The organism is Actinoplanes sp. NPDC000266, from assembly GCF_042899005.1.
Classification (GTDB): Bacteria; Actinomycetota; Actinomycetes; order Mycobacteriales; family Micromonosporaceae; genus Actinoplanes.
The window spans coordinates 52,871-76,701 of sequence record NZ_JBIAZI010000008.1 but is presented as its reverse complement, the minus strand read 5'-3'; the positions used below and the strand labels follow the sequence as shown (position 1 = coordinate 76,701).

Genomic DNA, 23,831 nt, shown 5'->3' with positions numbered 1-23,831 from the left:
ATCCTCTCCGCGTGGCTGATGCGGCCCACCCGCCGCCGGTCCGGCTTCCGGCCCGGCGGCGGTCGCACATCCCATAGCCACCCTCCCCGGCGGACGTCTCGACGACGTGGGGATCGAGGTGGCCGGTTGCTTCGGCTCTGGTCGCCTGCCGCGCCCCGCGCCTGCCGAGTGCCGCCCTGCCGATGGATCGCGCTGCCGCGTGCCGCGGGCCGCGGGCCGCGTGTTGCTGTTCACTCGTGCGGCGGGAACCGGTCGGCGTGATCTAGCGTCTGAGCGGCGCGGGCCGGGATCGGGGGAGAGGCGGCGGCATGGTGCGCTGGATTGCCGGGGTAGTGGCGGCGATGGCGATCGGAGGATGTGCCGGGGCGGGGACGGGCGCCGACGCTCCGGTGCCGGTCGACGAGCGGGCTCGGCAGATTCTGGAGCTCTACGACGAAGCGGCCCGTGCGGGCGGTGATAGGCCCCGGCTGGTGCCCGCCGAGCCGTTGACCGGGTACGTCGGAGGGATCGAGCAGCGTCACGAGGCGTACCAGAACGGCATTGCGGCTGGACGGCTCGAAGCCGCCGATGGGCTTCTCCCGCGGGGCGCTTCGACCGGCTCCGTAAAATGGAAGTCGGGCGAGACGCTCACTGTGCCGCTCGTGGGGGCGGCCGAGGCGCTCGATCAGGTGAATGCCGAAGGCGACGAATCCGAATGCCCGGAGTGTGTGGCGGTGCCTGTCTCCGGGGCGCGGTTGACCACGGCTGAGATCGCCACGAGCCGCGGGTCCGCCGTGGTGCCGGTTTGGGAGTTCTCGCTCGACGACAGCGCCTTTCGCGTCACGCGGGTGGCGGTCGCCCCGGGCGGCACCGTGCGGTACACGCCGCCGCCGGGAAGCTCCGGTACGCCCACGGCCGAGTCGGCCACTCTGGCCGGCGATGTGCTGACCGTGACGTTCGTCGGGGCCGAAGGGCCGGCGAGCGTGGCGTGTGGCGCCGACTACTCAGCCCGTACAGTCGAATCGCCGAACGCGGTCGTCGTCGTCATCTCCCAGAAGAAGCACAACCGGGGTTTCGAAAGCTGTGACGCCGTCGGCTACACACGCACGGCGGCGGTGGAACTCGGTGCGCCGCTTGCCGGGCGGGCCGTGCTGGACGTCGAGTACGGCACGCCCGTACCGCTGAAAGAGGGAGCGACGAGGTGAAGCGCCGGCTCGCCGGGGTAGTGGCGGTGATGGCGATCGGCGGATGTGCGACGACGGAGCCGGTCGCGGGGCCCGTCGAAGAGGCGACGGCGGTTCCGGCGGATCAGCGGGCGCGGGAAATGCTCGCAAGCTACGACAAGGCGGTCCGGGCGGCGGGTGCGGGCCCGCGGTTCGTGCCGGCGGGCGGGCTGACCGGTCACATCGGCGGGCTCGAGCCGGAGAACGAGCACTACAAGGCGGCGATCGGCGCCGGGCGGATCGAGGCGACCACCACGCTGCCGGCCGCGCCTCGAAAGGCCGGCTCGGTGATCTGGCCCGGCGGCGAGCGCCTGCCGGTGCCGCTGATCGACGCCGGCGAGGCGCTCGAACAGGTGATCGCCGAAAACGGCGGAGACTGCTTGGGGTGTACGCCGGTGCCGGTGACCGGGGCGAAGCTGGCCACTACCCGGATCCCGACCACCCGCGGCGAGGCAACCGTCCCGGCCTGGGAGTTCACGCTCAAGGACAGCACCTTCCGGATCACCCGGGTCGCGGTGGCACCGTCGAAGGCGCTGACCTACACACCTCCGGCGGGCACGTCCGGCGGCCCGGCCGCCGAGTCGGCGACCACGTCGGGCCGAGCCGTCACGCTCAGGTTCACCGGCTCCCGCGCCCCGGCGAGCGAGCCCTGCGGCGCCGACTACCCGGCCCGCGCGGTCGAGTCACCCCACGCCGTGGTCGTCATCATCGAAGAGCAGCCCCACGACGGCGACGAGATCTGCCCGATGATCGGCTTCTCGCGCACCGCAACGGTGGAACTGACCGAGCCTTTGGGTGAGCGCGCCATCCTCGACGTCCAGCAGGGCCAGCCGGTACCCCTGGTGTTAACGCCATAGAGGCCCGCGACACCGCGTGCGGCCTGGACCGCCCCGCGCGCCCCGGCCCGGCCCAGCGACATGCGGATGGCGCCATCCGAGCTGACCCCGGCAGTCTTCGATGAGTCCCCGCCGCCCCGTTGTCGGGCGGGGACGCGGAGACTCGGGGCCGGGCCATTGCACGCGATCGCGGTGGAGAGTCGTGGCCGGACCGCAAGCGACCGATGGTGGGGCAGCGGCCGACCACGAGCGTGGATGCGGGCGGTGGACGGACCGCGATGACGGGCCACGCCGACCCGGGGCGCTGGACGGGCCGCCGCGGCGGCCCGTGGTGACCGGGTTGGTGGACGGGCCGCAGTGACCGGGGCGGGATCGCCGCGGCCCGTGATCCGGGGTCAGGCCGCGGTGACCGGAACCCTGACGACGGCGTCGAAGAGGTAGCCCAGCGTGTTGAAGCGGGCCACGTCCGGCTGGGTGTTGCCGTGGACGTCGGTGGCCCGGGCCAGCAGGACGTGGTCACCCGCTGTGGGGCGCCAGTCGAGCTGCCAGCGCTGCCAGGCGGCGTTGATCGAACGGCCGGTGAAACGGGCGCGCCGCCACGTGGTGCCGCCGTCGGTGGAGACGTCGACGCGCTTGATCCGGCCCGCTGCCGACCACGAGCGGCCCGTCAGCCGGGTGGAGGCGCCGGCCGGGAAGACGGCGCCCGGGTCGAGCTCGAACGCGCTCTTGATGGATTGCCGGTCGAACGGCAGGCCCTCGGCCGGGAACTCGGGACCGAACAGGCGATAGAACTGCGTGTTCCACGGCGAGAACAGCGGCTCGTCCGAGACTTCGATCCGCCCGACCCATTTGATCGAGGAACTGCCGATCCAGGACGGGACCACCAGCCGTACGGGGTGGCCGTGATCCGGCGGCAGCGGCTCGCCGTTCAGTTCGTACGCCAGGATGACATCGTCAAGTGCCTTGCTGACCGGCATCGGGCGGCGCACCGGGCCGAGGTCGACGCCGCCGCTGACGAAGTTCGGGTCGAGGCCGGACGCCTGCACGTCCACCGCGTGCCGCCCGATGCCCGACTGGCGGAGCACCGTCGACAGGCGTACGCCCCGCCAGCGGCCGACGCCCACCGCGCCCAGGCCCCACGCCGTGCCCGAGACGGTCTGGCCCTGCTGCGAGGCGAAGTAGCCGCGGCCGTTGCCGGCGCACTCGACGGCGACCGAGCGGGTGACCGAGGGCAGGCGGCGAAGGTCGGCCAGGGAGAAGCTGCGCGGGCCGCCGCGCAGGCCCGCGCCGAAGATCTCAAGCGCCCAGGTGGCACTGTCAATCAGCGGTGTACTTGTGTGGTTGCGGACGAAGAACCGGTCCACCGGCACGTGGTAGCCGACGTCCTTCAGGGCCGACCAGCGCGTCTCCGCGTTGGTCCCGAAGACCTTGAACAGCTCGGCCGGCAGCGGCTTGACGATCGGCCCGGCGGCAAGCCCGGCGCCGGAATCGACCCCGGCTGAAGCCGCGCGGGCGGACGAGGCCGCGCCCGCGAGCGCGGCCGAGGCGGCGACCGAAGCCGCGCCGGTCAGGGCCAGGAAGGACCGCCGCGAGAAGCCCCGGGCCTGCCCGGAGCGCCACTGGCGCAGCCGCAGAGAGTCGTATTCAAGCTCATCCATGGCCTTTACCCTATCGGCACTATAGGAGATGCGGATAGGGTGAAGCGCATGGACTTTCACTGGTTTCTGCCGACCAACGGCGACAGCCGGGACATCGTCGGCGGCGGCCACGGCGTGCCGGTCGGCGCGGCCGGTGGCGTGCGCCCGCTGACCATCGGCTACCTCGGGCAGATCGCGCGCAGCGCCGAGCAGCTCGGCTTCGTCGGCGCGCTCACCCCCACCGGCGCTTGGTGCGAGGACGCCTGGATCACCACGGCCATGCTGAGCGAGGTGACCGAGCGGCTCAAGTTCCTGGTCGCCTTCCGTCCCGGTCTGATCTCGCCCACCCTGGCCGCGCAGGTGTCGTCGAGCTTCCAGCGGCTTTCCGGCGGCCGCCTGCTGCTCAACGTGGTCACCGGCGGCGAGTCGAAGGAACAACGCCAGTTCGGCGACTTCCTGGACAAGGATTCCCGGTATGCCCGTACGGCCGAATTCCTCGCGATCGTGCGAGCCCTCTTCCGGGGCGAGACCGTCGACTTCACCGGCGAACACCTGCAAGTGGAGGGGGCCCGGCTGACCAAACTGCCCGACCCCGCTCCGGAGATCTACTTCGGTGGCTCCTCGAAGGCCGCGGGCCCGGTGGCCGCCGCTCATGCCGACGTCTATCTGACCTGGGGTGAGCCGCCGAGCTCAGTCAAACAGAAGCTTGACTGGATCAGGCAGCTGAAGCCGGACATGCGCTTCGGCATCCGCCTGCACGTGATCAGCCGTGACAGCTCCGAGGCGGCGTGGCGCGAGGCCGACCGGCTTCTGCAGAACGTCGACGAGAGCGCGATCGCAGCCGTGCAAGCGGGCCTGCGCAAGAGCGAGTCCGAGGGCCAGCGCCGCATGCTCGAGCTGCACGGCGGCAACCGCGACGGCCTGGTCGTCGCGCCCAACCTGTGGGCGGGCGTCGGCCTGGTCCGCGGCGGCGCCGGCACCGCCCTGGTCGGCAGCCACACCGAGGTCGCCGACCGCATCCAGGAGTACGCCGAGCTGGGTATCAGCGAGTTCATCCTGTCCGGCTACCCGCACCTGGAGGAGGCGTACTGGTTCGGCGAGGGCGTCCTGCCCGAGCTGGCCCGTCGCGGCGTCTGGCAGCATCCGGCGGGCGGCACCGTCAGCGCGACGACGGCGATCCCGTTCGCGGGAGTGCCCGCCGTGGCCCCCTCACCGTCGTAGTGCCACGCACGGCGCCGGCGTTGGCGGCGATCACCAGCGCGATGGCCAGCCCTTCGACCGGGGTGAGCCGCTGGTGCAGGACGACGTAGCCGGCGACGGCGGCGACGGCGGGCCCGAGGCTCATCAGCACGGCGAAGGTCGTGGTGGGCATGCGGCGCAGGGCCAGCAACTCAAGGGTGTACGGCAGCGCGGAGGACAACAGCGCCACCGCGGCGCCCCGGGCCAGGATGTCAGGCCGCACCAGCGTGGTCCCCGCTGTGCCGGCGCCGAGGGGAAGGGTGATGACCGCGGCCACGGTCATCGCCAGGGCCAGGCCGTCGGCCCGGGGGAAGCGTTGCCCGGCCCGCGCGCCGGCCAGGATGTATCCGGCCCAGACCGCTCCCGCCGCGGCCGCGAAGCCGACGCCGGCCGGGGTGAGCCGATCGAGTCCGGCGCCGCTCAGCAACGCCACCCCGGCGGCGGCCAGGCCGGCCCACAGCCAGCTCGCCGCGCGGCGGGCCGTCACCACCGACAGCACGAGCGGCCCGAGCACCTCCAGCATCACCACGGTGCCGAGCGGGATCAGCGCGATCGCGTGGTAGGCCAGCGTGTTCATGCCGGCGAGGGCCGCGCCGAATCCGCCGATCAGCAACCAGTCCGCGCGCCGATGTCCCCGCACTCGCGGCCGGCACACCGCCACCAGCAGGAGCGCCGCGATCGTGAGCCGCAACGTCACGACCCCGTTCACCCCGACCCGGGGGAACAGCAGGGCCGCGACCGCGCCGCCGAACGGTCCCGACACCAAGGCTCCCAGTACCAGCCCCACCGCTCCGGCCCGCCGTGTCCTGATCATGCGTCGACCGTAGAAATCACCGTTCGGCCGGGGAAATGCCGAATCAGCCGCGGTTATGCTCTGCGTTTATGACCGTGGAGCTGCGGCATCTGCGCGCCTTCCTCGCGATCGCCGCCGAAGGCACCATCACCCGGGCCGCGTCCCGGCTGCACGTGACGCAACCCGCGCTGTCCCGCACCCTGCGCCAGTTGGAAGACCACCTCGGCGCCCGCCTGGTCGACCGGTCCACCCATCATCTGCGGCTCACCGCCGCCGGGCACGCGTTCCAGCCGCGGGCCGCCGCCGCGGTCACGGCCGTGGACGAGGCCCTCGACCCCGCACGCGCCGGAACCTGGCCCCTGCGCGTCGGCCACTGCTGGTCGGCGCTGGGCGAGCACACCACGCCGGTGCTGCGGCGCTGGAAGCGGGAACACCCGGAAACACCCCTGCTTCTGCTGCGCGTCGACGAGCGCACCGCCGGTCTCGCCCGCGGCGCCGTCGACGTCGCCGTCATCCGGGGCGAGGCCGGGCTGCCGGCCGAGGTGGACACCGTGGTCCTCATGGACGAGCCGCGCGTCGCCGCCGTCGCCGCCGACAGCCAGCTGGCCCGGAAGGCCCGGCTCACCCCGCGCGATCTCACCGCCGAGCCGATCGCCGTCAACGCCATCACCGGCGCCGCGGCCCTCGGCCTCTGGGATGAGACGCCGGGCGACATCATCGAGGTGGCCAACACCGACGACTGGATCGCCACCATCGCCGCCGGCCAGGCGGCCGGCGTCACGACCGCCGCCACCGCGGCGACCTATCCGAACCCCGCCGTCGCCTACCTCCCGCTCATCGGCGTACCGGCCGTCCCGGTCCACCTGGCCTGGAGGCAGCCCCCGATCCATCCGGCCGTACCGGATTTCGTCGCCCTCGCCCGGAAGGTGAGTGGGCGCGCCGCCAGCCGGGCGCGCCCACGAAAGGTGCCTACAGGGACACCTTCTCCTTCGGAGCCGTGACCGCCGGGCGGCCGGGCCACCAGAAGCGGTCGCCGCAGATGGTGGCCAGGGCCGGGACCAGCACCGTACGGACCAGCAGGGTGTCCAGCAGGACGCCGATGCCGACGATGATGCCGATCTGGGTCAGCGTGATGACCGGCAGGACGCCCAGGACCGCGAAGACCGCCGCCAGCAGGATGCCCGCGCTGGTGATCACGCCGCCGGTCACGGCCAGGGCGTGCACCATGCCGTCCTTCGTCCCGCGGGCCGGTGTCTCCTCCCTGGCCCGGGTCACCAGGAAGATGTTGTAGTCCACGCCCAGCGCCACCAGGAACAGGAACGACAGCAGCGGTACGCCCGTGTCCAGCGCCCCGTAATCCAGCACGTTCCGGAACAACCACGAACCCGCGCCCAGGGCCGCCCCGAAGCTGGCGATCACCGTCACCAGCAGCAGCACGGGAGCCACCAGGGCGCGCAGCAGGCCGATCAGCACCAGCAGCACCACCGCCAGGACCACCGGGACGATCACCTTGAAGTCGCGGCGGGCCGCGTTCCGGTCGTCCAGGTTGGCCGCCACGCTGCCGCCGACCAGCGCGTCCTCGCTGCCCACCCGGTCACGCAGGGCGGTGATCGTGTCGTAGGCCGCGCCGGTGTCCGGCGCCGCCTCCAGCACGGCCGAGATGCTGGACAGCGAGGCCGTCTGCTCGCCGATGCGGGCCGACGCGACGCCGGGCGTCTTGGTGACCAGCGCCAGGACCTCCTCGGCGCGGGCCGGGGTCGTGATGATGGTGGCCGGGTCGGTGGCGCCGGCCGGGAAGTACTTGCTCACCGTCTCCAGGCCGTCGACCGACTCGGCCTGCACCCGGAACTGTTCGGTCTGCGAGAGCCCGAGCCGCGTACCGAAAAGGCCCGAAGCCAGCGCACCCAGAATGACCACCGACGCCAGCAGCACCGCCACCGGCCGCTTGGCGACGCCACGGCCGACCCGGGCCCAGACGCCGCGCTCGGCCTCGACGCCGGCCTGGCCGACGCGCGGGATGAACGGCCAGAACAGCCCGCGACCGCAGACCAGCAGCGCCGGCGGCAGCACCAGCAGCGCGAAGATCGCCGCGATGGCGATGCCGGCCGCGCCCGCCACGCCGAGCGCCACGTTGTTGCCCAGGCTGGCCAGCAGCAGCGTCAGCAGCGACAGCACGACCGTTCCCGAGCTGGCCAGCACGGCCGGGCCGGCGCCCTTGAGCGCCTCCCGCATCGCCTCGAAGCGGTCCTCGTGCCGGTGCAGCTCCTCGCGGTAGCGCGAGATGAGCAGCAGCGCGTAGTCGGTGCCGGCGCCGAACACCAGCACCGTGATGATGCCGTTCGTCGACGCGTCGATGGCCAGGCTCGTGTGCTGCGACAGCAGGGCCACGACCGAGCTGCTCAGCCGGTCGGCCAGGCCCACCACGGCGAGGGGGACAAGCCAGAGGATCGGGCTCCGGTACGTCACCAGCAGCAGCAGGGCCACCACGACGACCGTCACGATCAGCAGCCTGGTGTTGGCGCCGGAGAAGCTGTCGGCCAGGTCGGCCGTGAAGCCGGCGCCGCCGGTCACCTGCGCGCTCACGCCGGGCGGGGTCTCCGCCTTGAGCTTGTCACGCAACTGTGTGACAGCGTCCACCGTCTGCTCGGCCGAGTACGAGGCGGGCAGGGGCCTGGAGACCAGCGCCGCGTCCTTCTCGGGCGCGAGGATCGGCGTACCGAAGCTCTCGATGGTCTTGAGCTCTTGCTCGGTGAACGGTCCGGTGTCCTTGGCGAAGACGATGAGGGCCGGGTTGACCTGACCGGACGGGAGTTGTTTCTCCAGCTCGGCGACCTTCGTCGACTCGGCGGAGGACGGCAGGGTGGCGGTGGGGTCGTTGGCCGTCTCGAGCGGGCCGGCGAACCCGAGGACGGCACCCCCCAGCAAGACCGCGACCACGAGCGTCAGCCAGGCGCGTCGCATGAATCCTCCATGGTTAAGTATCTCGACAATCGAGAGTCTTACCCACGGGGGAGAAATCTGCAACACTGACACGGTGGATGATCGGAAACAGCTGCAGGCCGAACTGGTGGACCTGCTGCGCCTCTACAGCATCGAGGCGCAGCACGTGGCGAACGCCTTCGCGCATATCCAGGGGCTGCACCACACCGACCTCCAGGCCCTGGCCGCGGTGATGCACGCCGAGCGCCGTGGTGACCCGCTGACCCCCGGCCGCCTCGGTCAGCAGCTGGGGCTCTCGTCGGGGGCCACCACGGCGGTCATCGACCGCTTGGAGAAGGTCGGGCATTTGCGGCGTACGAGGGAGAGCGCCGACCGCCGGGTCGTCCATCTCCGCTACTCGGCGCCGGCGATGGCCCTGGCCCGGCAGTTCTTCGAGCCGCTGGGCGCCCGCAGCCACGCGGTGATGGACCAGTTCAGCGTGGACGACCTGGCGATGGTCCGGCGGTTCCTGACCGGGATGCTCGAGGCGGTCTCGGAGCATCATCGCTCCCTAACGCCTACCGGCGACGCCTGACCTGCACCCGGCCGGCGGCCGATCCTCTATACGGTCACGTCGAGGTGGCCCTTCAGGACCCGGCGGCTGTCCATGACGGCCGCGCGGTCGGCCGCGATGACTTTCCGGTCGGCGCGGGCGACGACGTCCGTGGTCAGCTGCAGGCAGTCCTTGCGCAGGTGAACCAGTGTGGCGTGGGTGGCCCAGGGGGAGGGGCCGATGCTCATGCTCATGGCGATTCCTTTCGCTCCACATTTGCAACCGCCTAGATCGGACGCCGTCCGCTCCGGTTGAGCCCCGCTCCCGTGGTCTGTGCCACTTTCCGGACCGCTATATACCCGGTGTATACCTCCGGTGTAGGGTCCCAGGTCATGAGCGTCCCATTGACACTGCTCGGTCTTCTCGAACGCGAGCCGAGCCACGGCTACGACCTCAAGCGCGACTACGACACGTATTTCGGCCGCGGCAAGGCCCTGCCGTTCGGGCAGGTCTACTCGACGCTGGCCCGCCTGGCCCGCGACGGCAAGGTCGTGATGGACGAGATCGCGGCCGGCGGCGGCCCCGACCGCAAGCGCTACGTCATCACCGACGCCGGCGCCACCGAGGTGAACGCCTGGCTCACCGAGCCGGTCGCCGCCGAGCCCCACCTGCAGAGCGTCCTGTTCGCCAAGGTGGTGCTGGCGCTCATGCTCGACCGCCCGGCCGAGGACTATCTCGACACCCAGCGCCGGGCCCACCTGGCCCGCATGCGCGAGCTCACCGAGATCAAGCGCACCGGCGGCCTGGTCGACGCCCTGCTGGCCGACCACGGCCTGTTCCACCTCGAGGCCGACCTGCGCTGGATCGACACGACCGCGGCCCGCCTCGACGCGCTCCGTGAGCAGGTGAGGTCATGAGCGCCATGCTGCGCGCCACCGACGTCTCGCTGTCCTTCGGCGACACCCCGGCCCTGCGCGGGGCCGAGTTCGAGGCCGGCGCCGGCGAGATCGTCGCCATCATGGGCCCGAGCGGCTCCGGCAAGTCGACACTGCTGCACTGCCTGGCGGGCATCCTCGTGCCGGACGCCGGGGAGATCCACGTGGACGGCGAGCGTCTCGACACCATGAGCGAGGCCGCGCGCAGCGCGCTGCGCCGCGACCGGTTCGGCTTCGTCTTCCAGTTCGGCCAGCTCGTCCCCGAGCTGACGGCCGCGGAGAACGTCGCGCTTCCGCTGCTGCTCACCGGTGTCCGCCGGGCGAGGGCGCTGGAGCGGGCCGCCGCCGAGATGGCGAAGGTCGGGCTCGAAGGCCTGGGCGGCCGCCGGTCGGGCGAGCTGTCCGGCGGCCAGGCCCAGCGGGTGGCCCTGGCCCGCGCCCTCGTGGCGCAACCCCGGGTGATCTTCGCGGACGAGCCGACCGGGTCGCTCGACTCGCTCACCGGCGAGCAGGTGATGGACCTGCTGGTCGGCACGGCCCGCGAGCAGGGCACCACGGTCGTGATCGTCACCCACGACGCGCGGGTGGCGGCGTACGCCGACCGCGAGGTCATGGTGCGCGACGGCCGCGTGACCTCCCCGGTGGGGTCGTCGTGATCCGGCTCGGCCTGCGGATGGCGCTCGGCCGCGACGGCCTGGGCCGCCTCGGCCTGATCGGGGGCGCCGTCGCGATCGGCGTCGCCATGCTGCTCGGCGTGCTCGCGGGGGTCAACGCCGTGCAGGCCCAGAACCAGCGCTACTCCTGGCTCAACAGCGGCGTGACCAGCGCCGCGACCGGCCCGGCGGCCGACGACCCGGCCTGGTGGGCGCCGCGCCAGGACTACTTCCACGGCCGTTCGATCATCCGGATCGACGTCGGCGTGACCGGGCCGTCCGGGCCCGTGCCGCCGGGCATGCCGGCACTGCCGCCGGCCGGGTCGTTCTTAGCGTCGCCGGCGCTGTCCCGCCTCCTGGCCGAGACTCCGCACGATCAGCTCGGCGCCCGGTTCCCCGGCCGCCAGGCCGGCGTGATCGGCTCGTCCGCGCTCCCGGGGCCGGACGCCCTGATCATCGTCGTCGGCCTGCCCGTGGCCGAGGTTCAGGCGCGGGAAGGCGCCGTGCGGATCGACCGGATCGTCTCCGTCTCGCCGTCGTCGTGCGACGGCTGCTACATCGGCATCGGCGGCGAGGCGATCACCCTGATCCTCGGCGTCGTCGGCGTGGCGCTGCTCTTCCCGCTGCTCATGTTCGTCGGCACGGCCACCCGGCTGGCGGCGGCCCGGCGCGAACAGCGGTTCGCCGCGATGCGGCTGCTCGGCGCGACACCCCGCCAGGTGTCCACATTGGCCACCGTGGAGTCGGCGGTCGCGGCGGCGCTGGGCGCCGTCGCCGGGTTCGGGCTCTATCTGCCCGTACGGTGGGGCCTCGCGCACATTCCTTTCACGGGCGAGCGCTTCCACGCGTCCCATCTGACGCTCACCTGGGCCCAGATCGTGGCCGTGATGATCGGGGTGCCGCTCGGCGCGGCTGTGGCGGCCCGGCTCGCCCTGCGCCGGGTGCGCGTCTCGCCGCTCGGCGTGACCCGCCGGGTCACCCCACGGCCGCCGCGGGCGTGGCGCCTCGTCCCGCTGGCGGCCGGGCTGGCCGAGTTGGCCTTCTTCGTGGGCCGGCGGCCGTCCACCTCGAACGGGCAGCTCCTCGCCTACCTCTCCGGGATCTTCGTGGTGATGGTGGGCCTGGTCGTCGCCGGGCCGTACCTGACCCTGCTCGGCTCGCGGGCGCTGGCCCGCTGGTCGCGCCACCCGGCCGGCCTGATCGCCGGCCGGCGCCTGGCCGACGACCCGCGCGCCGGCTTCCGGGCGGTCAGCGGCCTCATGCTGGCCCTGTTCGTCACCAGCGTCGCCACCGGTGTCATCGGCACGATGGTGTCCGCGCAGGACCATCGGCCGGCCTCCGCGGCCAAGCTCGCCATGACCGCCTTCCCGGAGGACCTGGCGCCGGGGGAGAAGGGCCTGACCACGGCCGCGATCCCGGCGTCCCTGCCCTCGGTCCCGGGCGTCCAGCACGTGCGGGTGGTGCGCTACGACGACGGCCGGGCCGGGCCGGGCCTGCCCGGCCTGATCTCCTGCGCCGACCTGGCCGCCCTGCGCGACTACGGCGCCTGCCCGCCGGGCGCCGAGGTGGCCCGGGTCTTCTCCGACCTGAGCGCCCCTGACGGCGTACCCACCCATTGGGAGGCGGCCCCGGTGAGCGCGGCGTCCCTCACGCAGCGGCCCGTGCTGTCGCTGGTGGTCCTCACCGACGGCTCGCCGGCGGCCATCGAACGCTCCCGCACGCTCATGGAGTCGGCCTTCCCGGCCCTGCGCCCGCCGCTGACCGACCGGGAGTGGAACAGCGACTTCGCCCGCACCCTGATCCAGTTCCAGCGCCTGGCCGACATCGTCGTGATCACCAGCCTGGTCATCGCCGGCTGCGCCCTGGCCGTCGCGGTCACCGGCGGCCTCAACGAACGCAAGCGCCCCTTCAGCCTGCTGCGCCTGACCGGCGTACGCCTGGCCGAGCTCCGCCGCGTCGTGACCCTGGAAAGCGTCGTCCCGCTGCTGGCCGTGTCGGTGGTGGCGACCGCCGCCGGTTTCCTCTCCGCTCACCTGTTCCTGCGCTCGCAGCTCCAGGAGAACCTGGTCGCCCCCTCGGCCTCGTACTACGCGCTGGTGACCCTGGGCCTCGGTGTCTCCCTGGCCCTGATCGCCTCCACGATGCCGTTGCTGCGCCGGATCACCGGCCCCGAGACCGCCCGCAACGAATAGACCCCCGCATATCGCCGTGCGCCCGGGGTATGCCCCGGGCGCATCGCTGCGAGGAGGGTCTTCACATGGACGATGGCGCCCGCGAACTCGCCCTGCCCGGCATCGTGCTGGGCGTGGGCCTCGGCGGTTTCGCCGACGGCATCCTGCTCCATCAGGTGCTGCAATGGCACCACCTGCTCACCAGCACGGGCCGCTATCCGGCCGGCACCGTCGACGGCCTGAAGATGAACACCCTGGCCGACGGCCTGTTCCACACGTTCACATGGCTGGCCGTGCTGATCGGCATCGGCCTGCTGTACTCCCGCGTGACCTCGAACCGCGCCCGCGCGTGGGCCTCGCGGGCGCTGTGGGGCTGGATCCTGGTCGGCTGGGGCGTGTTCAACCTGGTCGAGGGTCTCATCGACCACCAGATCCTCGGCATCCACCACGTCCGCACCGGACCTCACCAGCTCGCCTGGGACCTGGGCTTCCTGGCCTTCGGCGCCGTCCTGATCGCCGCCGGCTGGCTGCTGCGGCGCCGCGCCCCGGTCCTCGACCGGGTGTGACACACACCCACCAGGCGGACGGCGGCCTGATCCCACTGGCCGTCGTGGCCGCCGCGCTCGGTTACGAGCTGCTGGCGACGATCGGGCGGCGGCCCTGGCCCTGGTGGCGCACCGCCTTCTTCCTCGCCGGCTGCGCGGCGCTGGCCACCGGATTCTCCCCGTGGCCACCCGATTTCCGCGCCCACATGCAGCAACACCTGCTCATCGGCATGCTGGCCCCGCTCGGGCTCGTTCTGGGCGCGCCGGTCACCCTCCTTCTGCGTACGCTTCCACAGCCGGCCGCCCGCGCCACCGCCCGCCTTCTGCGCAACCGGTTCGTCCACGCCGTGGCCAACCCCGTGGTGGCCCTTACCCTCAACCTCGGCGGCCTGGCAGTGCTGTTCCTGACCCCGCTGTACGCGGCGACCACCCGTTCACCGGCCCTGCACCTGCTGGTCCACGTCCACTTCCTGCTGGCCGGCTATCTGTTCGCCTGGGTGATCGCCGGCCCGGACCCCGCGCCGAGACGCCCCTCGGTGCCGGCCCGGCTCGTGATCCTCGGTGTGGCCATCGCCTTCCACTCGGTGCTGTCCCAGTTGATGTACGCGGGCGTCATCGACCTGCCTATCCCGGCCGACCAGCGCCTCGGCGGCGCCGAGCTCATGTACTACGGCGGCGACATCGCCGAGCTCCTGCTGGCCGCGGCCCTGGTCACCGGCTGGCGCCCCCGCCGCCGACCGCGTCCGCATGACGACCACAGACGCGCGGCCGCGGTGACTCCCTGACCGCACCCCACGGCTACTCCACCGGGAACCGTGGGCCACCGATCTCGGAGGGTGTGCGTAGCGAACTCGTTCTCGATCGTGCCGGTGACCTGCTCGGCAGCGGGCGTGCCGGTCAGGCCGCGTCCCTGCTGGCGCCCGTAGTGGGGGCCGAGCCGGAGAACGCCGGCGCCTGGCTTCTGCTGGCCCGGGCCCACCTGGCGCTGGGCCGCCCGGCCGACGCTCTCGAAGCGGCCCGGGTCGCTCTCGGGCTGCGCCCGGGTGGGATCGACGCCCTGTACTGGGTGAGCGCCTCCTACACCGCCATGGGGCGGCACGAGCTGGCCGTCACCGCGGCCACCGCCGCCTGCGACGAGGACCCCGGCAACCCGCGGCTGGCCGAGCGCCACGGGCGGGCCCTGCTCGCGGCGGGGCGTGTCGCCGAGGCCGAGCTGGTCCTGGCCGCGTACGCCGAGTTCGCCCATTACGACGCGGAGCTCCAGGTGGCGTACGGCATGGCGTTGTTCGCCGCCGGGCGTCCGCTGAGCGCTCGCGAGGCGTACGGGAAGGCCCTGAACCTCGATCCTGGGAACGCCGTGGCCCTGGCCGAGCTCCGCCGTCTCACGGCGGCCGAGCGGCGGATCACCGACGCCGATTCGCTGGTGCGGGTGTGCGACGAGTTCGCCGAGGCGCTGCGCGTGCCGGCCGGTGGCCGTCCTCAGCCGGGACCGGCCCGGGACGTGCTGGCGCACGTCGCGGCCGTGACCTTCGGCGTCAGCCTGGCCACCATGGTCGTCCTCGCGGTCCTCATCCGCCTGGCCGGGGCCGAGGTGCCGATGCCGCTGTTGATCGCCGTCTTCGCGATCGCCGGTTCCGCGGCCTGCCTGACCGCCGTCACCCGGCGCCGTCAGCCGTCTTCGCGCAGCTTTTCCAGGACCCGCGACAGGTCCTGACGGTCGGCCGGGTCGAGCGCGGCGAACAGCCGGGCGCTCGCGGCCTGCCGGGCGGCCTGGATCTCGGTGTTCACCGCCGTGCCGTGCGGGGTCAGGGTGACCAGCACGGCCCGGCGGTCGGCCGGGTCGGGCCGCCGCTCGACCAGACCGCGCTCCTGCAGGTCGTCGACCACCTCGGTGGCCGAGCGCGGCGCTATCCGCAGATGCTCGGCCAGGCTGCTCAGCCGCAGGTCGCCGTGGTGGGCCAGCACGTTCATGGCCCGGCCCTGCGACGGTGACAGGTCCCACGGCTCGAGCGCGACCTTCGTCCGGTGCCGCAGCCGCCGGGCCACGGCCCAGAAGGCCTCGGACAGACTCTCCTCCTCGTGCTGCACGGGGAATACCGTACCAGCGATTACCGTTGTAGCCTCACGTTGAGGTAACCTCAGTAATCCGTACGGCATGAGAGAAGGTCGCACTTGGCAAGCCGCAAGAAACCCACCCAGGCCGAGATCGCGCAGGCGAAGAACGTCTCCCTGCGCCGCATCGGCGCCCTGTTCACCGGACACCGCTGGCCCCTGACGGTCGTCGTGTTCACCATCATCGCCTCGTCCCTCGTGGGCCTGGCCTCCCCGTTCCTGCTGCGCGAGGTCATCGACGTCGCGCTCCCGCACAACGACGTCCGCCTGCTGGTCTGGCTGGTCATCGGCATGGTCGTGGTCGCCGCCGTCACCGCCGCCCTCGGCGTCGTGCAGACGTGGATCTCCACCGCGATCGGCCAGAAGGTCATGCACCGGCTGCGCGTCGACGTCTTCGCGCACCTGCAGCGCCAGTCGATCGGGTTCTTCACCCGCACCCGCACCGGCGAGGTGCAGTCGCGCATCACCAACGACATCGGCGGCATGGAGTCGGTGGTCACCTCCACCGCCACCTCGATCGCCTCGAACCTCACCACGGTCGTCGCCACCGCGGTCGCCATGGCCGCCCTCAGCTGGCAACTGTCGCTGGTCACGCTCGTCGTGCTGCCGCCGGCCATCTGGCTGACGCGCCGCGTCGCGACCATGCGCCGGGCCATCACCGCCCAGCGCCAGCGCGAGCTGGCCGACCTGAACGTCATCATCGAGGAGGGCCTGTCCATCGGCGGCGTGCAGCTGTCGAAGACGATGGGCACCGGCCCGGCCCAGGTCGAGCGGTTCACCGCCTCGTCCAACCGGCTCATCGACCTCGAACTGCGCTCCGAGCTGGCCGGCCGCTGGCGGATGGCCTCGATGAGCATCGTCTTCGCCGCCATCCCGGCCGTCATCTACCTCGCCGCGGGCCTGCCGTTCAGCGCCGGCTCGATGAGCATCGGCACCCTGGTCGCGTTCACCGCCCTGCAGTCGAGCATCTTCCGCCCGCTCATGGGCCTGCTCAACGTGCAGGTCACGGTCACCAGTTCCCTCGCGCTGTTCGCGCGCATCTTCGACTATCTCGACCTTCCGGTCGAGGTCGAGGAGCCGGCGAGGCCCGTGCGGCTGACGGCGGCGCGGGGCCACTTGCGCTTCGAGGACGTCACATTCTCGTACGCCAACAGCGGCACCGCCGCCATCGCCGGCGTCAACCTCGACGTGCCGGCCGGCAGCTCACTGGCGCTGGTGGGGGAGACCGGCAGCGGCAAGAGCACCCTCGCGGCGCTCATCGCCCGGCTGTACGACCCCACCTCGGGCCGGGTCACCATCGACGGCGTCGACCTGCGCGACCTGTCCTTCGCCGACCTGGCCTCGGCCGTCGGCGTGGTCAGCCAGGAGACGTACCTGCTGCACACGACCGTCCGCGAGAACCTGCGCTACGCCAAACCGGACGCGACCGACGACCAGATCGAAGCCGCCGCGCGGGCCGCGCAGATCCACGACGTGATCGCCGCGCTGCCCGACGGCTACGACACCATGGTCGGCTCCCGCGGCCACCGGTTCTCCGGCGGCGAGAAACAGCGCATCGCCATCGCCCGCACCCTGCTGCGCGACCCGCGCATCCTCGTGCTCGACGAGGCGACGAGCGCGCTCGACAACGAGACCGAGCGCGCCGTGCAGAAAGCCTTCGACGAGCTGTCGCGGGGCCGGACCACGGTCACCATCGCGCACCGCCTGTCGACGATCCGCGACGCCGACCAGATCGCCGTGGTCGACCACGGGCGGATCCTCGAGTCCGGCACCCACGACACCCTGCTCGGCGAGGGTGGCCGTTACGCCGTACTCACTTCTTCTTAGCCTTGCCCTTCTTGCCGCCGGGCTCACCCGGCACCGGCAGGGGCGGCGCGCTCTTGGCGTAGTCCACGACGATCGGCTTGCCGATCCGGACCAGCTCCTTGGCCCGCCGCTGCACGTCCTCGGCGGTCTGGGCCTGCGTCACCGGCACGTGGATGGCGACGTGGCCGACGAACGAGATCAGGTCGTCGACGGTGCCCGGGAAGATGTGGCACAGCTGCGAGGCGGCGAGCAGCTGCGACTCCGGTACGCCGGCGACGTGCTCGGCCATGCCGGCCTTCCACGCCGTCGGGTGCACCAGATATCCGGCCGGCAGCCGGCCCGGGCCGCCGATGCCCTGCAGCGCGAGCGCCCGGTTGCCCTTGCCCGGCTTGGCGGCGCTCACGATGTAGAGGAAGCCGGCCCCGGCCAGGATCCCGCAGACGATCAGGGCGGCCGTCGCGTTGTCGGCCCCGGCCATGATGATCAGGAACAGCACGACGATGATCAGGCCGCCGGCCATCATCTCCGCCGTGCCGTCACGGGCCTCGTCGTCCTCGGCGTTGGCGACGCAGCGTTCGAGGATGCCCTCGTAGATGCGGTCCTGCGGTTTCCAGCGGTCCTCGCGCACCGGCATCGCGCGCAGCGTCGTCTGACCCATCCGTGGGTCCTCCTCGATCAGCGGTCTTGTGACCACGGATATCGGGTACGGCGGCGCGAACCTGAGTCAGTTCTCCACGCAGAATTCGTTGCCTTCCGGGTCACGCATGACGATCAGGCCGTTCACCTCCCAGGCGAAGGTGGCGCCGAGCTCCTCCAGGCGCTTGCGCTCGGCCGGGATGTCGGCCGCGCGCAGGTCGAAGTGCATGCGCAGCTTGCCCGTCTTGGGCTCGGGGACGCGCTGGAACCACAGGTTGGGCCCGCCCCAGCCGGGAGCCTCGACGTACGCCTTGTCGCTCGTCGAGTCCTCGTCGAGCTCGCCGCCGAGGGCGCCGGCCCAGAAGCGGGCCACCACGAGCGCGTCCTGACAATCGAAGGTGATGCTCTTGACGTACGTCATGACTCCGTACGGTAGCGCTCTTCGAACACGACCTCGTCCAGCGGACGCCGCTTCGGCTGCGACCACTTGCCCCGGGCCGGATAACCGAGCGGGATGAGGGCCATGGTCAGCGCGTCCTCGGGAAGACCCAGCAGCTCTCGTACGTCCTTCTCGTGCCCCATGTAGAGGGTGGTCAGCGTGGAGCCGATGCCGTACGCGCGGGCGGCCAGCATCAGCTGCTGCACGGCGCCGTAGATCGAGGAGCCCAGCCGCGGGTTCTTGCTGGCGGCGGCGCCCAGCAGCACCGGGAAGATCCAGACCGGCGCCTCCTCCAGGTGGCTGGCGAGGTGGTCGGCGGCCCGGAAGCTGGCCGCGCTCATCCCGTTCGGGTCGTCGCTGGTCAAAATCTCCTCGCGCCGTGACCCGTAGCCCGCCTCCCAGCCTTCGCGGTACCAGCCGGCGATCCGCTTCTTCGTCTCGGCGTCGCGCACGACGATCCAGGCCCAGCCCTGCCGGTTGCCGCCGCTGGGGCCGCGGATCGCGGCGTCGAGGATCGCCCGGACGATCTCGTCGCTGATCGGCTCGGTGGACAGGTAGCGGCGGGCCGGCGTGGTGTGCAGGGCCTCGAGAAGCTGAAGATCGTCAGGCATGCCGCCTACTGTTCCAGACCGAGGTTCCGCACGACGAGGGACATCTGCTCGGCGTAGTGCTGAAGGAACTCGGGGTCCTTGGCGTCCGACTGACACAGTCCTTCGATCACCTGGGGCATCGTGGTCGGCGCCATGGCCGCGGCCATCAGCATGACGAGCAGGCAGGCCGGGTCGACGTCCGGGTCGTCGTCGCCGAGCTGGGCCGCGATCTGCTCGACACCGCGCCGGAGCATGGCGGTGCGTTGCTCACGGCCGGGGTCGTCGCCGTCGTACTGAAGGCCGCTCCACGCGAGCATCCGGACGCCGTCCGGGTTGGTGAGGTTCTCCAGCGCGTACCGCCGGAGCTGCTCGGGCAGCGGCGTCCCCGGCTCGGAGATCTCGGCCTGGCGCTGTCCCCATTGCTCGGTCATGGCCCGGAACAGCCCCTGTTTGCCGTCGAAGTAATACGACAGCAGCTGCTGGTTGACACCGGCGCGCTCGGCGATGGCCCGGATGCGAGCCCCGGCATAGCCGTGCGCCGCGAACTCCTGAGCGGCCGCGTCGAGGATCTTCTTGCGCGTGCGCTCGGGATCGCGCTGACGCTCCTGGGGCTTGGGTGACCTGCGGGGACCTGGCACGGTCGTTGATTCTACGCATGAGCTAATCAACCAAACGCTTGACAATTTCATGCGAGCGGTTGGTACGGTGCCGCTATGCGAATACTCATCTCGGGCGCGGGCATCGGCGGCCTGGCGCTCGCGCAAGCACTGAGCCGGGGCGGCCACGAGGTCGCCGTCTACGAGCGTGATCCCTCGCGGCAAACCCGCGGCCAGGGTTACCGCATCCACATCGACCGGAACGGCAACGAGGCTTTACGGGCGTGCCTGCCCACAGAGGTGCTCGACCTGGCCCACCGCACCAGCGGGGAGGCGGGGGATCGGGTCGCCTTCTACACGCAGGATCTGGTCGAGCTGTCCTCGCAGGTCTTCCCGAACATCGGAGGCGACGAGATCACCAACGTCGACCGGGACACGTTCCGCCAGGCGTTGCTGACCGGCGTGGAGGTGTCTTTCGGCCACACGGTGACCGGTTACGAGCTGACGCCTTCGGGCCGGGTCCGCGTAGGAATTTCCACCGCCTCACCGTCCAGCTCCATTTCGTCCGGCTCGTCCATGGGCGACGGCGGCTCGCTCATCGACGAGGGCGATCTGCTGGTCGGCGCGGACGGCGTCGGGTCGGCCGTGCGACGGCAGCTGGCCCCGTCGGCCGCGCTGCGTGACCTGGGCGTGCGCTGCCTCTACGGCCGGATGCCGCTGTCCGGCGCCACCCTGCCGCCGGACTTCGGCCGCGGTTTCTCCTGGGTGGCCGGCGCGAACGGCTACGGCGCCGGGTTCGCCCCCGTGCGGTTCCGGACCCCCACCGGCGTACCGGACTACCTGATGACGACCTTGGTCGCGCCCACGTCCGTACTCGGTGACCTGGATGTGCCTTCCGAAGCCCTGCGGCAGATCTGCGTGAAGGCGAGCGCCACATGGCATCCGGCGGTCCGGCAGTTGTTCGCCGCCGCCGACCCCACGTCGTTCTTCCCGATCGCCATCCGCGCCGGCACGCGCGTCACCCCGTGGTCATCCGGCCCGGTGACACTGCTCGGCGACGCCATCCACACCATGCCCCCGGCCGGCGGGGTAGGGGCCAACACCGCCCTGCAGGACGCCGCCCTGCTGGCGAAGGAGCTCCTTTCCGGAAAGCCCCTCCCCGAAGCCGTAGCGGCGTATGAGTCAGTCATGCTCCCGCGAGGCTTCGACACCATCGACAGTTCAGTCCGCATGATCGGCCAGATGGTCCCGAAGTCAGAAACCCGCCCGTAGCTGCCCCGCACATCGAGATTGGTGCCGCCCGCCGCCGCGCGCCGCTGCCCGCCGCCACCTGCCACCCGCCCGCCGCCGCCACCTGCCCGCCGCCGCCCCGTGCCGCCGCCCCGTGCCGCCGCCCCGTGCCGCCGCCCCGTGCCGCCGCCCCGTGCCGCCGCCCCGTGCCGCCGCCCCGTGCCGCCGCCCATCGCCACCTGCCTCCTGCTGCCCGCCGCTGCCGCCGGCAACCCACCGGCGCCCGCCGCCATCCGCCGGCCTCGGGTGGGCGTACCGAGTCCGGTCTGCACCATTGCCGCCCCGTGCGCTTGGGTGGCGTCATCGGCCTCCTTGGCCGTCGTGACCTGGCGGACGCGGCGGGGCGGGCTCGGCTGTTGCGATCCGGGGAAGTGGCTGCGCGGGCTGGTGGTCTTTATGCCGGGGTGCGGCCGGCGTAGCGGCCGGATGGGCGGAAGCGGGATGGTCTGTCGCCGTACTCCTCAAGCGCGTGAGCCAACCACCCAGCCGTCCTGGCAATCGCGAAGATTGTTTCGCCCGCGTCCGGGGGCATGCCGTGGTCCAGGGTGAAGGCGGCCAGGGCCAGGTCGATGTTGGGGTGGATGCCGGAGCGGGTGCGCATCGCGTCGGCGATTTCGTGCGCGCAGGCCGTGGCCGGGCCGTTGCCCAGCAAGCCGAGCAGGATCTTCGCGCGGGGATCGCCGTTGGGGTAGAGGCGATGACCGAAGCCGGGGATGGTCTCGCCCGTGCGCAGCCGGGTCGCGACGGCCTCGACCGGGTCCCGCCGTGACAGGGCGTCGGTGAGCAACTCGTGGGCCAGGCCGCTGGCGGCGCCGTGCAGCGGGCCGTCGAGGGCGGCCAGACCGGCGCCGACCACCGCGTACGGGTGGGCGCGCGTCGACGCCGCCACCCGGGCCGCCAGGGTCGACGCGGCGATGTCGTGGTCGGCCAGCAGCACCAGCGCGGCGTTGAGGATGTCGTGGTCGGCCGCTGTGCCGGGCTCATCGGCGAGGCGTGCCCAGAGGTTGGCGGCCAGCCGGGAAGGGGCGACGAGGCGTGGTGGGGCGGGTAGTGCGGTGACCATGGTCGCGAGCAGGGACCGGCCGGTGGTGACGACCGCGGCGGGCGTGATGTCGAAGCGCAGGGGGTCGGCGGCGGCCGCCGCGGCGACGATCACCCGGAGGCGGTCGGTGTGGCGGGCGGCGGGCGGCAGGGGAGCGGTCACGGCTACTGCCAGTTCGAGCAGCTCGGGTGGCGGCGTCAGGTCGCTGTGTACCAAGGTGCCGGTCCAGAGGAGGTTGGCCACCGACTCGAAGCTGGCCGTGGTGGCGAGGGCGATGGCGTCGTGGCCGCGGTAGAACAGGGCGCCGTCGCTGATCAGGGTCAGGCCGGTCTGGATGTTCGGGGTGCCCCGGCCCTTGCGCTTGGCCTCGAACGCCTCCACCTCCGACCGGGCGAACAGGCTGACCTTGCCGTCGCCGTTGCGGACGCTGTGCAGCAGGCCGCGGCTGACGTACGCGTAGATGGTCGCGGGCTTGACGCCCAAGCGCTCGGCGACCTGGTCGGTGGTCAGCGTGTCCATGTGCACATGCTCTCATATTGACTAAATCAACATTGACGTCAACATGTACGGGCCGCATCGTGAGGACATGCTGACTGTCAATCCAGGACTGGCCGGTGTCGTAGCCTTCGACACCGAGATCGCCGAGCCCGACCGGGACGGCGGAGCGCTGCGCTACCGCGGCGTCGACGTGCGCTCGCTGGCCGGAGTCGTCGGTTTCGGCGACGTCTGGGGCCTGCTCACCGACGGCGATTTCGCCCACCCGCTGACGCCGTCGCCCGCTGCGATCGCCTCCGCGTCGGTGGCGTCCGGGTCGGCGCCCGGGTCGGCGGCGTCCGGGTCAGTGGCGTCCGGGCCAGTGGCGTCCGGGCCGGCGGCGGCTTCTTTCGCGGTGCCCGTACGCACCGGCGACGCGCGCGTCGACGTGCAAGCGGCCGCCGCGGCGCTCGGGCTGCGGCCGCTCATCGACGTCGACCATGCTCAGGCGCGGGCCGACCTCGCCTTCGCGACGGCCGCGATGCTCGACCGGGTGGCGGTCTCGGCACGCGGTGACCGCCCGGCCGTGCCGCAGCGGCTGGTCGACGCCGGGCGGGACGTCACCGAGCAGTTCATGATCCGGTGGCGGGGTGAGCCGGATCCGCGGCACGTCGCCGCGATCGACCGCTACTGGGTCTGCGCCGCCGAGCACGGCATGAACGCCTCCACCTTCACCGCCCGGGTCGTGGCCAGCACCGGCGCCGACGTGGGCGCCTGCCTCTCAGCGGCCGTCGCCGCGCTGTCCGGCCCACTGCACGGCGGCGCCCCCGCCCGAGCGCTCGGCATGGTCGAGGCCGTCGAGCGCGGCGAGGACGCCCGGCGCTATGTCAAACAGGTGCTTGACAGTGGCAACCGTTTGATGGGTTTCGGCCACGCCATCTACCGGGCCGAGGACCCGCGGGCGACGATCCTGCGCGACACCGCCCGTGAGTTGGGCGCGCCCCGCTACGAGGTGGCGCTCGACCTGGAGCGGGCCGCCTTGGCCGAGCTGCGCGAGCGCAAACCCGACCGCGTCCTGGCCACCAACGTCGAGTTCTGGGCCGCCATCGTCCTCGACTTCGCCGAGGTCCCCGCCGACCTGCTGGCCGCCGTCTTCACCTGCGCCCGCACGGCCGGCTGGAGCGCCCACATCCTCGAACAGAAACGCCTGGCCAAAATCATCCGCCCGTCCGCCGACTACGTGGGCCCGCCCGAGCGCGCCGCCACCGACCTTCCGGGCTGGCCGGACGCCGTCAAACGCCGCAGCGTGTAGCTAAGCCGTCGCCGACGGGCCGCCCTGCCCAAGGCGCGACCCGCCGGAAGT

At 72.2% G+C, this 23,831-nt stretch carries 24 protein-coding genes; 14 read left to right on the top strand and 10 right to left on the bottom strand.

Annotated elements, in window-relative coordinates; translation table 11 throughout:
- Nucleotides 1-308 precede the first annotated feature (308 nt).
- Together ACFY36_RS30735 and ACFY36_RS30730 are read left to right on the top strand one after the other, a co-directional pair.
- Entirely contained in the window at nt 309-1,184 is an 876-nt protein-coding gene (locus ACFY36_RS30735) for a hypothetical protein (protein ID WP_499749398.1), read from the top strand.
- Nucleotides 1,181-2,059, top strand: a complete 879-nt coding sequence (locus tag ACFY36_RS30730) for a hypothetical protein (protein WP_499749397.1) — start codon at nt 1,181-1,183, stop codon at nt 2,057-2,059. The genes ACFY36_RS30735 and ACFY36_RS30730 overlap by 4 nt, the downstream gene beginning before the upstream one ends.
- Nucleotides 2,060-2,433: 374 nt before the next feature.
- Here the strand turns inward: ACFY36_RS30730 and ACFY36_RS30725 are convergent, their stop codons facing one another.
- The gene (locus tag ACFY36_RS30725; RefSeq protein ID WP_499749396.1) at nt 2,434-3,696 is read right to left on the bottom strand and encodes a sulfite oxidase; all 1,263 of its coding nucleotides are present in this window, start codon (nt 3,694-3,696) and stop codon (nt 2,434-2,436) included.
- Between the two features lie 48 nt (nt 3,697-3,744).
- Here ACFY36_RS30725 and ACFY36_RS30720 point away from each other — a divergent pair, with 48 nt between their 5' ends.
- Nucleotides 3,745-4,896 carry an LLM class flavin-dependent oxidoreductase gene (locus ACFY36_RS30720; protein WP_499749395.1) on the top strand — a complete coding sequence of 384 codons (1,152 nt, stop codon included), beginning with the start codon at nt 3,745-3,747 and terminating at the stop codon, nt 4,894-4,896.
- On the opposite strand, the gene ACFY36_RS30715 is transcribed toward ACFY36_RS30720, so the two are convergent.
- Entirely contained in the window at nt 4,835-5,728 is an 894-nt protein-coding gene (locus tag ACFY36_RS30715) for an EamA family transporter (RefSeq protein ID WP_499749394.1), read from the bottom strand. The two genes, ACFY36_RS30720 and ACFY36_RS30715, sit on opposite strands and share 62 nt — an antisense overlap.
- A 68-nt stretch (nt 5,729-5,796) precedes the next feature.
- Here ACFY36_RS30715 and ACFY36_RS30710 point away from each other — a divergent pair, with 68 nt between their 5' ends.
- A complete protein-coding gene (locus ACFY36_RS30710; protein ID WP_499749393.1) occupies nt 5,797-6,708 on the top strand; it encodes a LysR family transcriptional regulator in 912 nt (303 codons plus the stop codon).
- Here the strand turns inward: ACFY36_RS30710 and ACFY36_RS30705 are convergent.
- Nucleotides 6,677-8,668: an MMPL family transporter gene (locus tag ACFY36_RS30705; RefSeq protein WP_499749392.1), complete on the bottom strand. Its 1,992-nt coding sequence runs from the start codon at nt 8,666-8,668 to the stop codon at nt 6,677-6,679. The genes ACFY36_RS30710 and ACFY36_RS30705 overlap by 32 nt on opposite strands.
- A gap of 73 nt (nt 8,669-8,741) precedes the next feature.
- Here ACFY36_RS30705 and ACFY36_RS30700 point away from each other — a divergent pair, with 73 nt between their 5' ends.
- Nucleotides 8,742-9,221 (top strand): MarR family winged helix-turn-helix transcriptional regulator, encoded by a 480-nt coding sequence (locus ACFY36_RS30700; RefSeq protein WP_499749391.1) that lies wholly within the window; start codon nt 8,742-8,744, stop codon nt 9,219-9,221.
- Between the two features lie 26 nt (nt 9,222-9,247).
- Here ACFY36_RS30700 and ACFY36_RS30695 read toward each other — a convergent pair whose 3' ends face one another.
- Complete coding sequence (locus tag ACFY36_RS30695; RefSeq protein ID WP_499749390.1) at nt 9,248-9,433, bottom strand: hypothetical protein; 186 nt, start codon at nt 9,431-9,433, stop codon at nt 9,248-9,250.
- Between the two features lie 138 nt (nt 9,434-9,571).
- On the opposite strand from ACFY36_RS30695, the gene ACFY36_RS30690 reads away from it, so the two are divergent.
- The 6 genes from ACFY36_RS30690 (at nt 9,572) to ACFY36_RS30665 (ending at nt 15,197) form a co-directional block, all read left to right on the top strand.
- A complete protein-coding gene (locus tag ACFY36_RS30690; RefSeq protein WP_499749389.1) occupies nt 9,572-10,096 on the top strand; it encodes a PadR family transcriptional regulator in 525 nt (174 codons plus the stop codon).
- Nucleotides 10,093-10,770 carry an ABC transporter ATP-binding protein gene (locus ACFY36_RS30685; protein ID WP_499749388.1) on the top strand — a complete coding sequence of 226 codons (678 nt, stop codon included), beginning with the start codon at nt 10,093-10,095 and terminating at the stop codon, nt 10,768-10,770. Before ACFY36_RS30690 ends, ACFY36_RS30685 begins: the two co-directional genes overlap by 4 nt.
- Nucleotides 10,767-12,959, top strand: coding sequence for an FtsX-like permease family protein (locus tag ACFY36_RS30680; protein ID WP_499749387.1), 2,193 nt, complete (start codon nt 10,767-10,769; stop codon nt 12,957-12,959). Before ACFY36_RS30685 ends, ACFY36_RS30680 begins: the two co-directional genes overlap by 4 nt.
- A 65-nt stretch (nt 12,960-13,024) precedes the next feature.
- A complete protein-coding gene (locus tag ACFY36_RS30675) occupies nt 13,025-13,504 on the top strand; it encodes a DUF2243 domain-containing protein (protein ID WP_499749386.1) in 480 nt (159 codons plus the stop codon).
- Entirely contained in the window at nt 13,501-14,268 is a 768-nt protein-coding gene (locus ACFY36_RS30670) for a cytochrome c oxidase assembly protein (RefSeq protein WP_499749385.1), read from the top strand. The genes ACFY36_RS30675 and ACFY36_RS30670 overlap by 4 nt, the downstream gene beginning before the upstream one ends.
- A 53-nt stretch (nt 14,269-14,321) precedes the next feature.
- Nucleotides 14,322-15,197, top strand: coding sequence for a tetratricopeptide repeat protein (locus ACFY36_RS30665; protein ID WP_499749384.1), 876 nt, complete (start codon nt 14,322-14,324; stop codon nt 15,195-15,197).
- Here ACFY36_RS30665 and ACFY36_RS30660 read toward each other — a convergent pair.
- Nucleotides 15,152-15,571 carry a MarR family winged helix-turn-helix transcriptional regulator gene (locus ACFY36_RS30660; protein ID WP_499749383.1) on the bottom strand — a complete coding sequence of 140 codons (420 nt, stop codon included), beginning with the start codon at nt 15,569-15,571 and terminating at the stop codon, nt 15,152-15,154. The two genes, ACFY36_RS30665 and ACFY36_RS30660, sit on opposite strands and share 46 nt — an antisense overlap.
- 84 nt (nt 15,572-15,655) lie before the next feature.
- Between ACFY36_RS30660 and ACFY36_RS30655 the strand changes: the two genes are divergently transcribed.
- Entirely contained in the window at nt 15,656-17,422 is a 1,767-nt protein-coding gene (locus ACFY36_RS30655) for an ABC transporter ATP-binding protein (protein ID WP_499749382.1), read from the top strand.
- Here the strand turns inward: ACFY36_RS30655 and ACFY36_RS30650 are convergent.
- From ACFY36_RS30650 to ACFY36_RS30635, 4 genes are all read right to left on the bottom strand, one after another.
- Nucleotides 17,409-18,059 (bottom strand): hypothetical protein, encoded by a 651-nt coding sequence (locus tag ACFY36_RS30650; protein WP_499749381.1) that lies wholly within the window; start codon nt 18,057-18,059, stop codon nt 17,409-17,411. The two genes, ACFY36_RS30655 and ACFY36_RS30650, sit on opposite strands and share 14 nt — an antisense overlap.
- Before the next feature lie 66 nt (nt 18,060-18,125).
- Complete coding sequence (locus tag ACFY36_RS30645) at nt 18,126-18,458, bottom strand: VOC family protein (protein WP_498700457.1); 333 nt, start codon at nt 18,456-18,458, stop codon at nt 18,126-18,128.
- Nucleotides 18,455-19,087, bottom strand: coding sequence for a nitroreductase family protein (locus ACFY36_RS30640; RefSeq protein WP_499749380.1), 633 nt, complete (start codon nt 19,085-19,087; stop codon nt 18,455-18,457). Before ACFY36_RS30640 ends, ACFY36_RS30645 begins: the two co-directional genes overlap by 4 nt.
- Before the next feature lie 5 nt (nt 19,088-19,092).
- Nucleotides 19,093-19,704, bottom strand: a complete 612-nt coding sequence (locus ACFY36_RS30635) for a TetR/AcrR family transcriptional regulator (protein ID WP_499749379.1) — start codon at nt 19,702-19,704, stop codon at nt 19,093-19,095.
- 75 nt (nt 19,705-19,779) lie between these two features.
- Between ACFY36_RS30635 and ACFY36_RS30630 the strand changes: the two genes are divergently transcribed.
- Nucleotides 19,780-20,934, top strand: a complete 1,155-nt coding sequence (locus ACFY36_RS30630; protein WP_499749378.1) for an FAD-dependent oxidoreductase — start codon at nt 19,780-19,782, stop codon at nt 20,932-20,934.
- A 412-nt stretch (nt 20,935-21,346) separates the two neighbouring features.
- Here ACFY36_RS30630 and ACFY36_RS30625 read toward each other — a convergent pair whose 3' ends face one another.
- Entirely contained in the window at nt 21,347-22,513 is a 1,167-nt protein-coding gene (locus ACFY36_RS30625; RefSeq protein WP_499749377.1) for a citrate synthase family protein, read from the bottom strand.
- 67 nt (nt 22,514-22,580) lie between these two features.
- On the opposite strand from ACFY36_RS30625, the gene ACFY36_RS30620 reads away from it, so the two are divergent.
- Nucleotides 22,581-23,780, top strand: a complete 1,200-nt coding sequence (locus ACFY36_RS30620; RefSeq protein ID WP_499749376.1) for a citrate synthase 2 — start codon at nt 22,581-22,583, stop codon at nt 23,778-23,780.
- Nucleotides 23,781-23,831 lie beyond the last annotated feature (51 nt).

Coding starts and splice junctions, on each gene's coding strand:
- ACFY36_RS30735 (WP_499749398.1), top strand. CDS start 309: ATGGTGCGCTGGATTGCCGGGGTAGTGGCGGCGATGGCGATCGGAGGA.
- ACFY36_RS30725 (WP_499749396.1), bottom strand. CDS start 3,696: ATGGATGAGCTTGAATACGACTCTCTGCGGCTGCGCCAGTGGCGCTCC.
- ACFY36_RS30720 (WP_499749395.1), top strand. CDS start 3,745: ATGGACTTTCACTGGTTTCTGCCGACCAACGGCGACAGCCGGGACATC.
- ACFY36_RS30715 (WP_499749394.1), bottom strand. CDS start 5,728: ATGATCAGGACACGGCGGGCCGGAGCGGTGGGGCTGGTACTGGGAGCC.
- ACFY36_RS30710 (WP_499749393.1), top strand. CDS start 5,797: ATGACCGTGGAGCTGCGGCATCTGCGCGCCTTCCTCGCGATCGCCGCC.
- ACFY36_RS30705 (WP_499749392.1), bottom strand. CDS start 8,668: ATGCGACGCGCCTGGCTGACGCTCGTGGTCGCGGTCTTGCTGGGGGGT.
- ACFY36_RS30695 (WP_499749390.1), bottom strand. CDS start 9,433: ATGAGCATGAGCATCGGCCCCTCCCCCTGGGCCACCCACGCCACACTG.
- ACFY36_RS30690 (WP_499749389.1), top strand. CDS start 9,572: ATGAGCGTCCCATTGACACTGCTCGGTCTTCTCGAACGCGAGCCGAGC.
- ACFY36_RS30685 (WP_499749388.1), top strand. CDS start 10,093: ATGAGCGCCATGCTGCGCGCCACCGACGTCTCGCTGTCCTTCGGCGAC.
- ACFY36_RS30675 (WP_499749386.1), top strand. CDS start 13,025: ATGGACGATGGCGCCCGCGAACTCGCCCTGCCCGGCATCGTGCTGGGC.
- ACFY36_RS30650 (WP_499749381.1), bottom strand. CDS start 18,059: ATGGGTCAGACGACGCTGCGCGCGATGCCGGTGCGCGAGGACCGCTGG.
- ACFY36_RS30645 (WP_498700457.1), bottom strand. CDS start 18,458: ATGACGTACGTCAAGAGCATCACCTTCGATTGTCAGGACGCGCTCGTG.
- ACFY36_RS30640 (WP_499749380.1), bottom strand. CDS start 19,087: ATGCCTGACGATCTTCAGCTTCTCGAGGCCCTGCACACCACGCCGGCC.
- ACFY36_RS30630 (WP_499749378.1), top strand. CDS start 19,780: ATGCGAATACTCATCTCGGGCGCGGGCATCGGCGGCCTGGCGCTCGCG.
- ACFY36_RS30625 (WP_499749377.1), bottom strand. CDS start 22,513: ATGGACACGCTGACCACCGACCAGGTCGCCGAGCGCTTGGGCGTCAAG.
- ACFY36_RS30620 (WP_499749376.1), top strand. CDS start 22,581: ATGCTGACTGTCAATCCAGGACTGGCCGGTGTCGTAGCCTTCGACACC.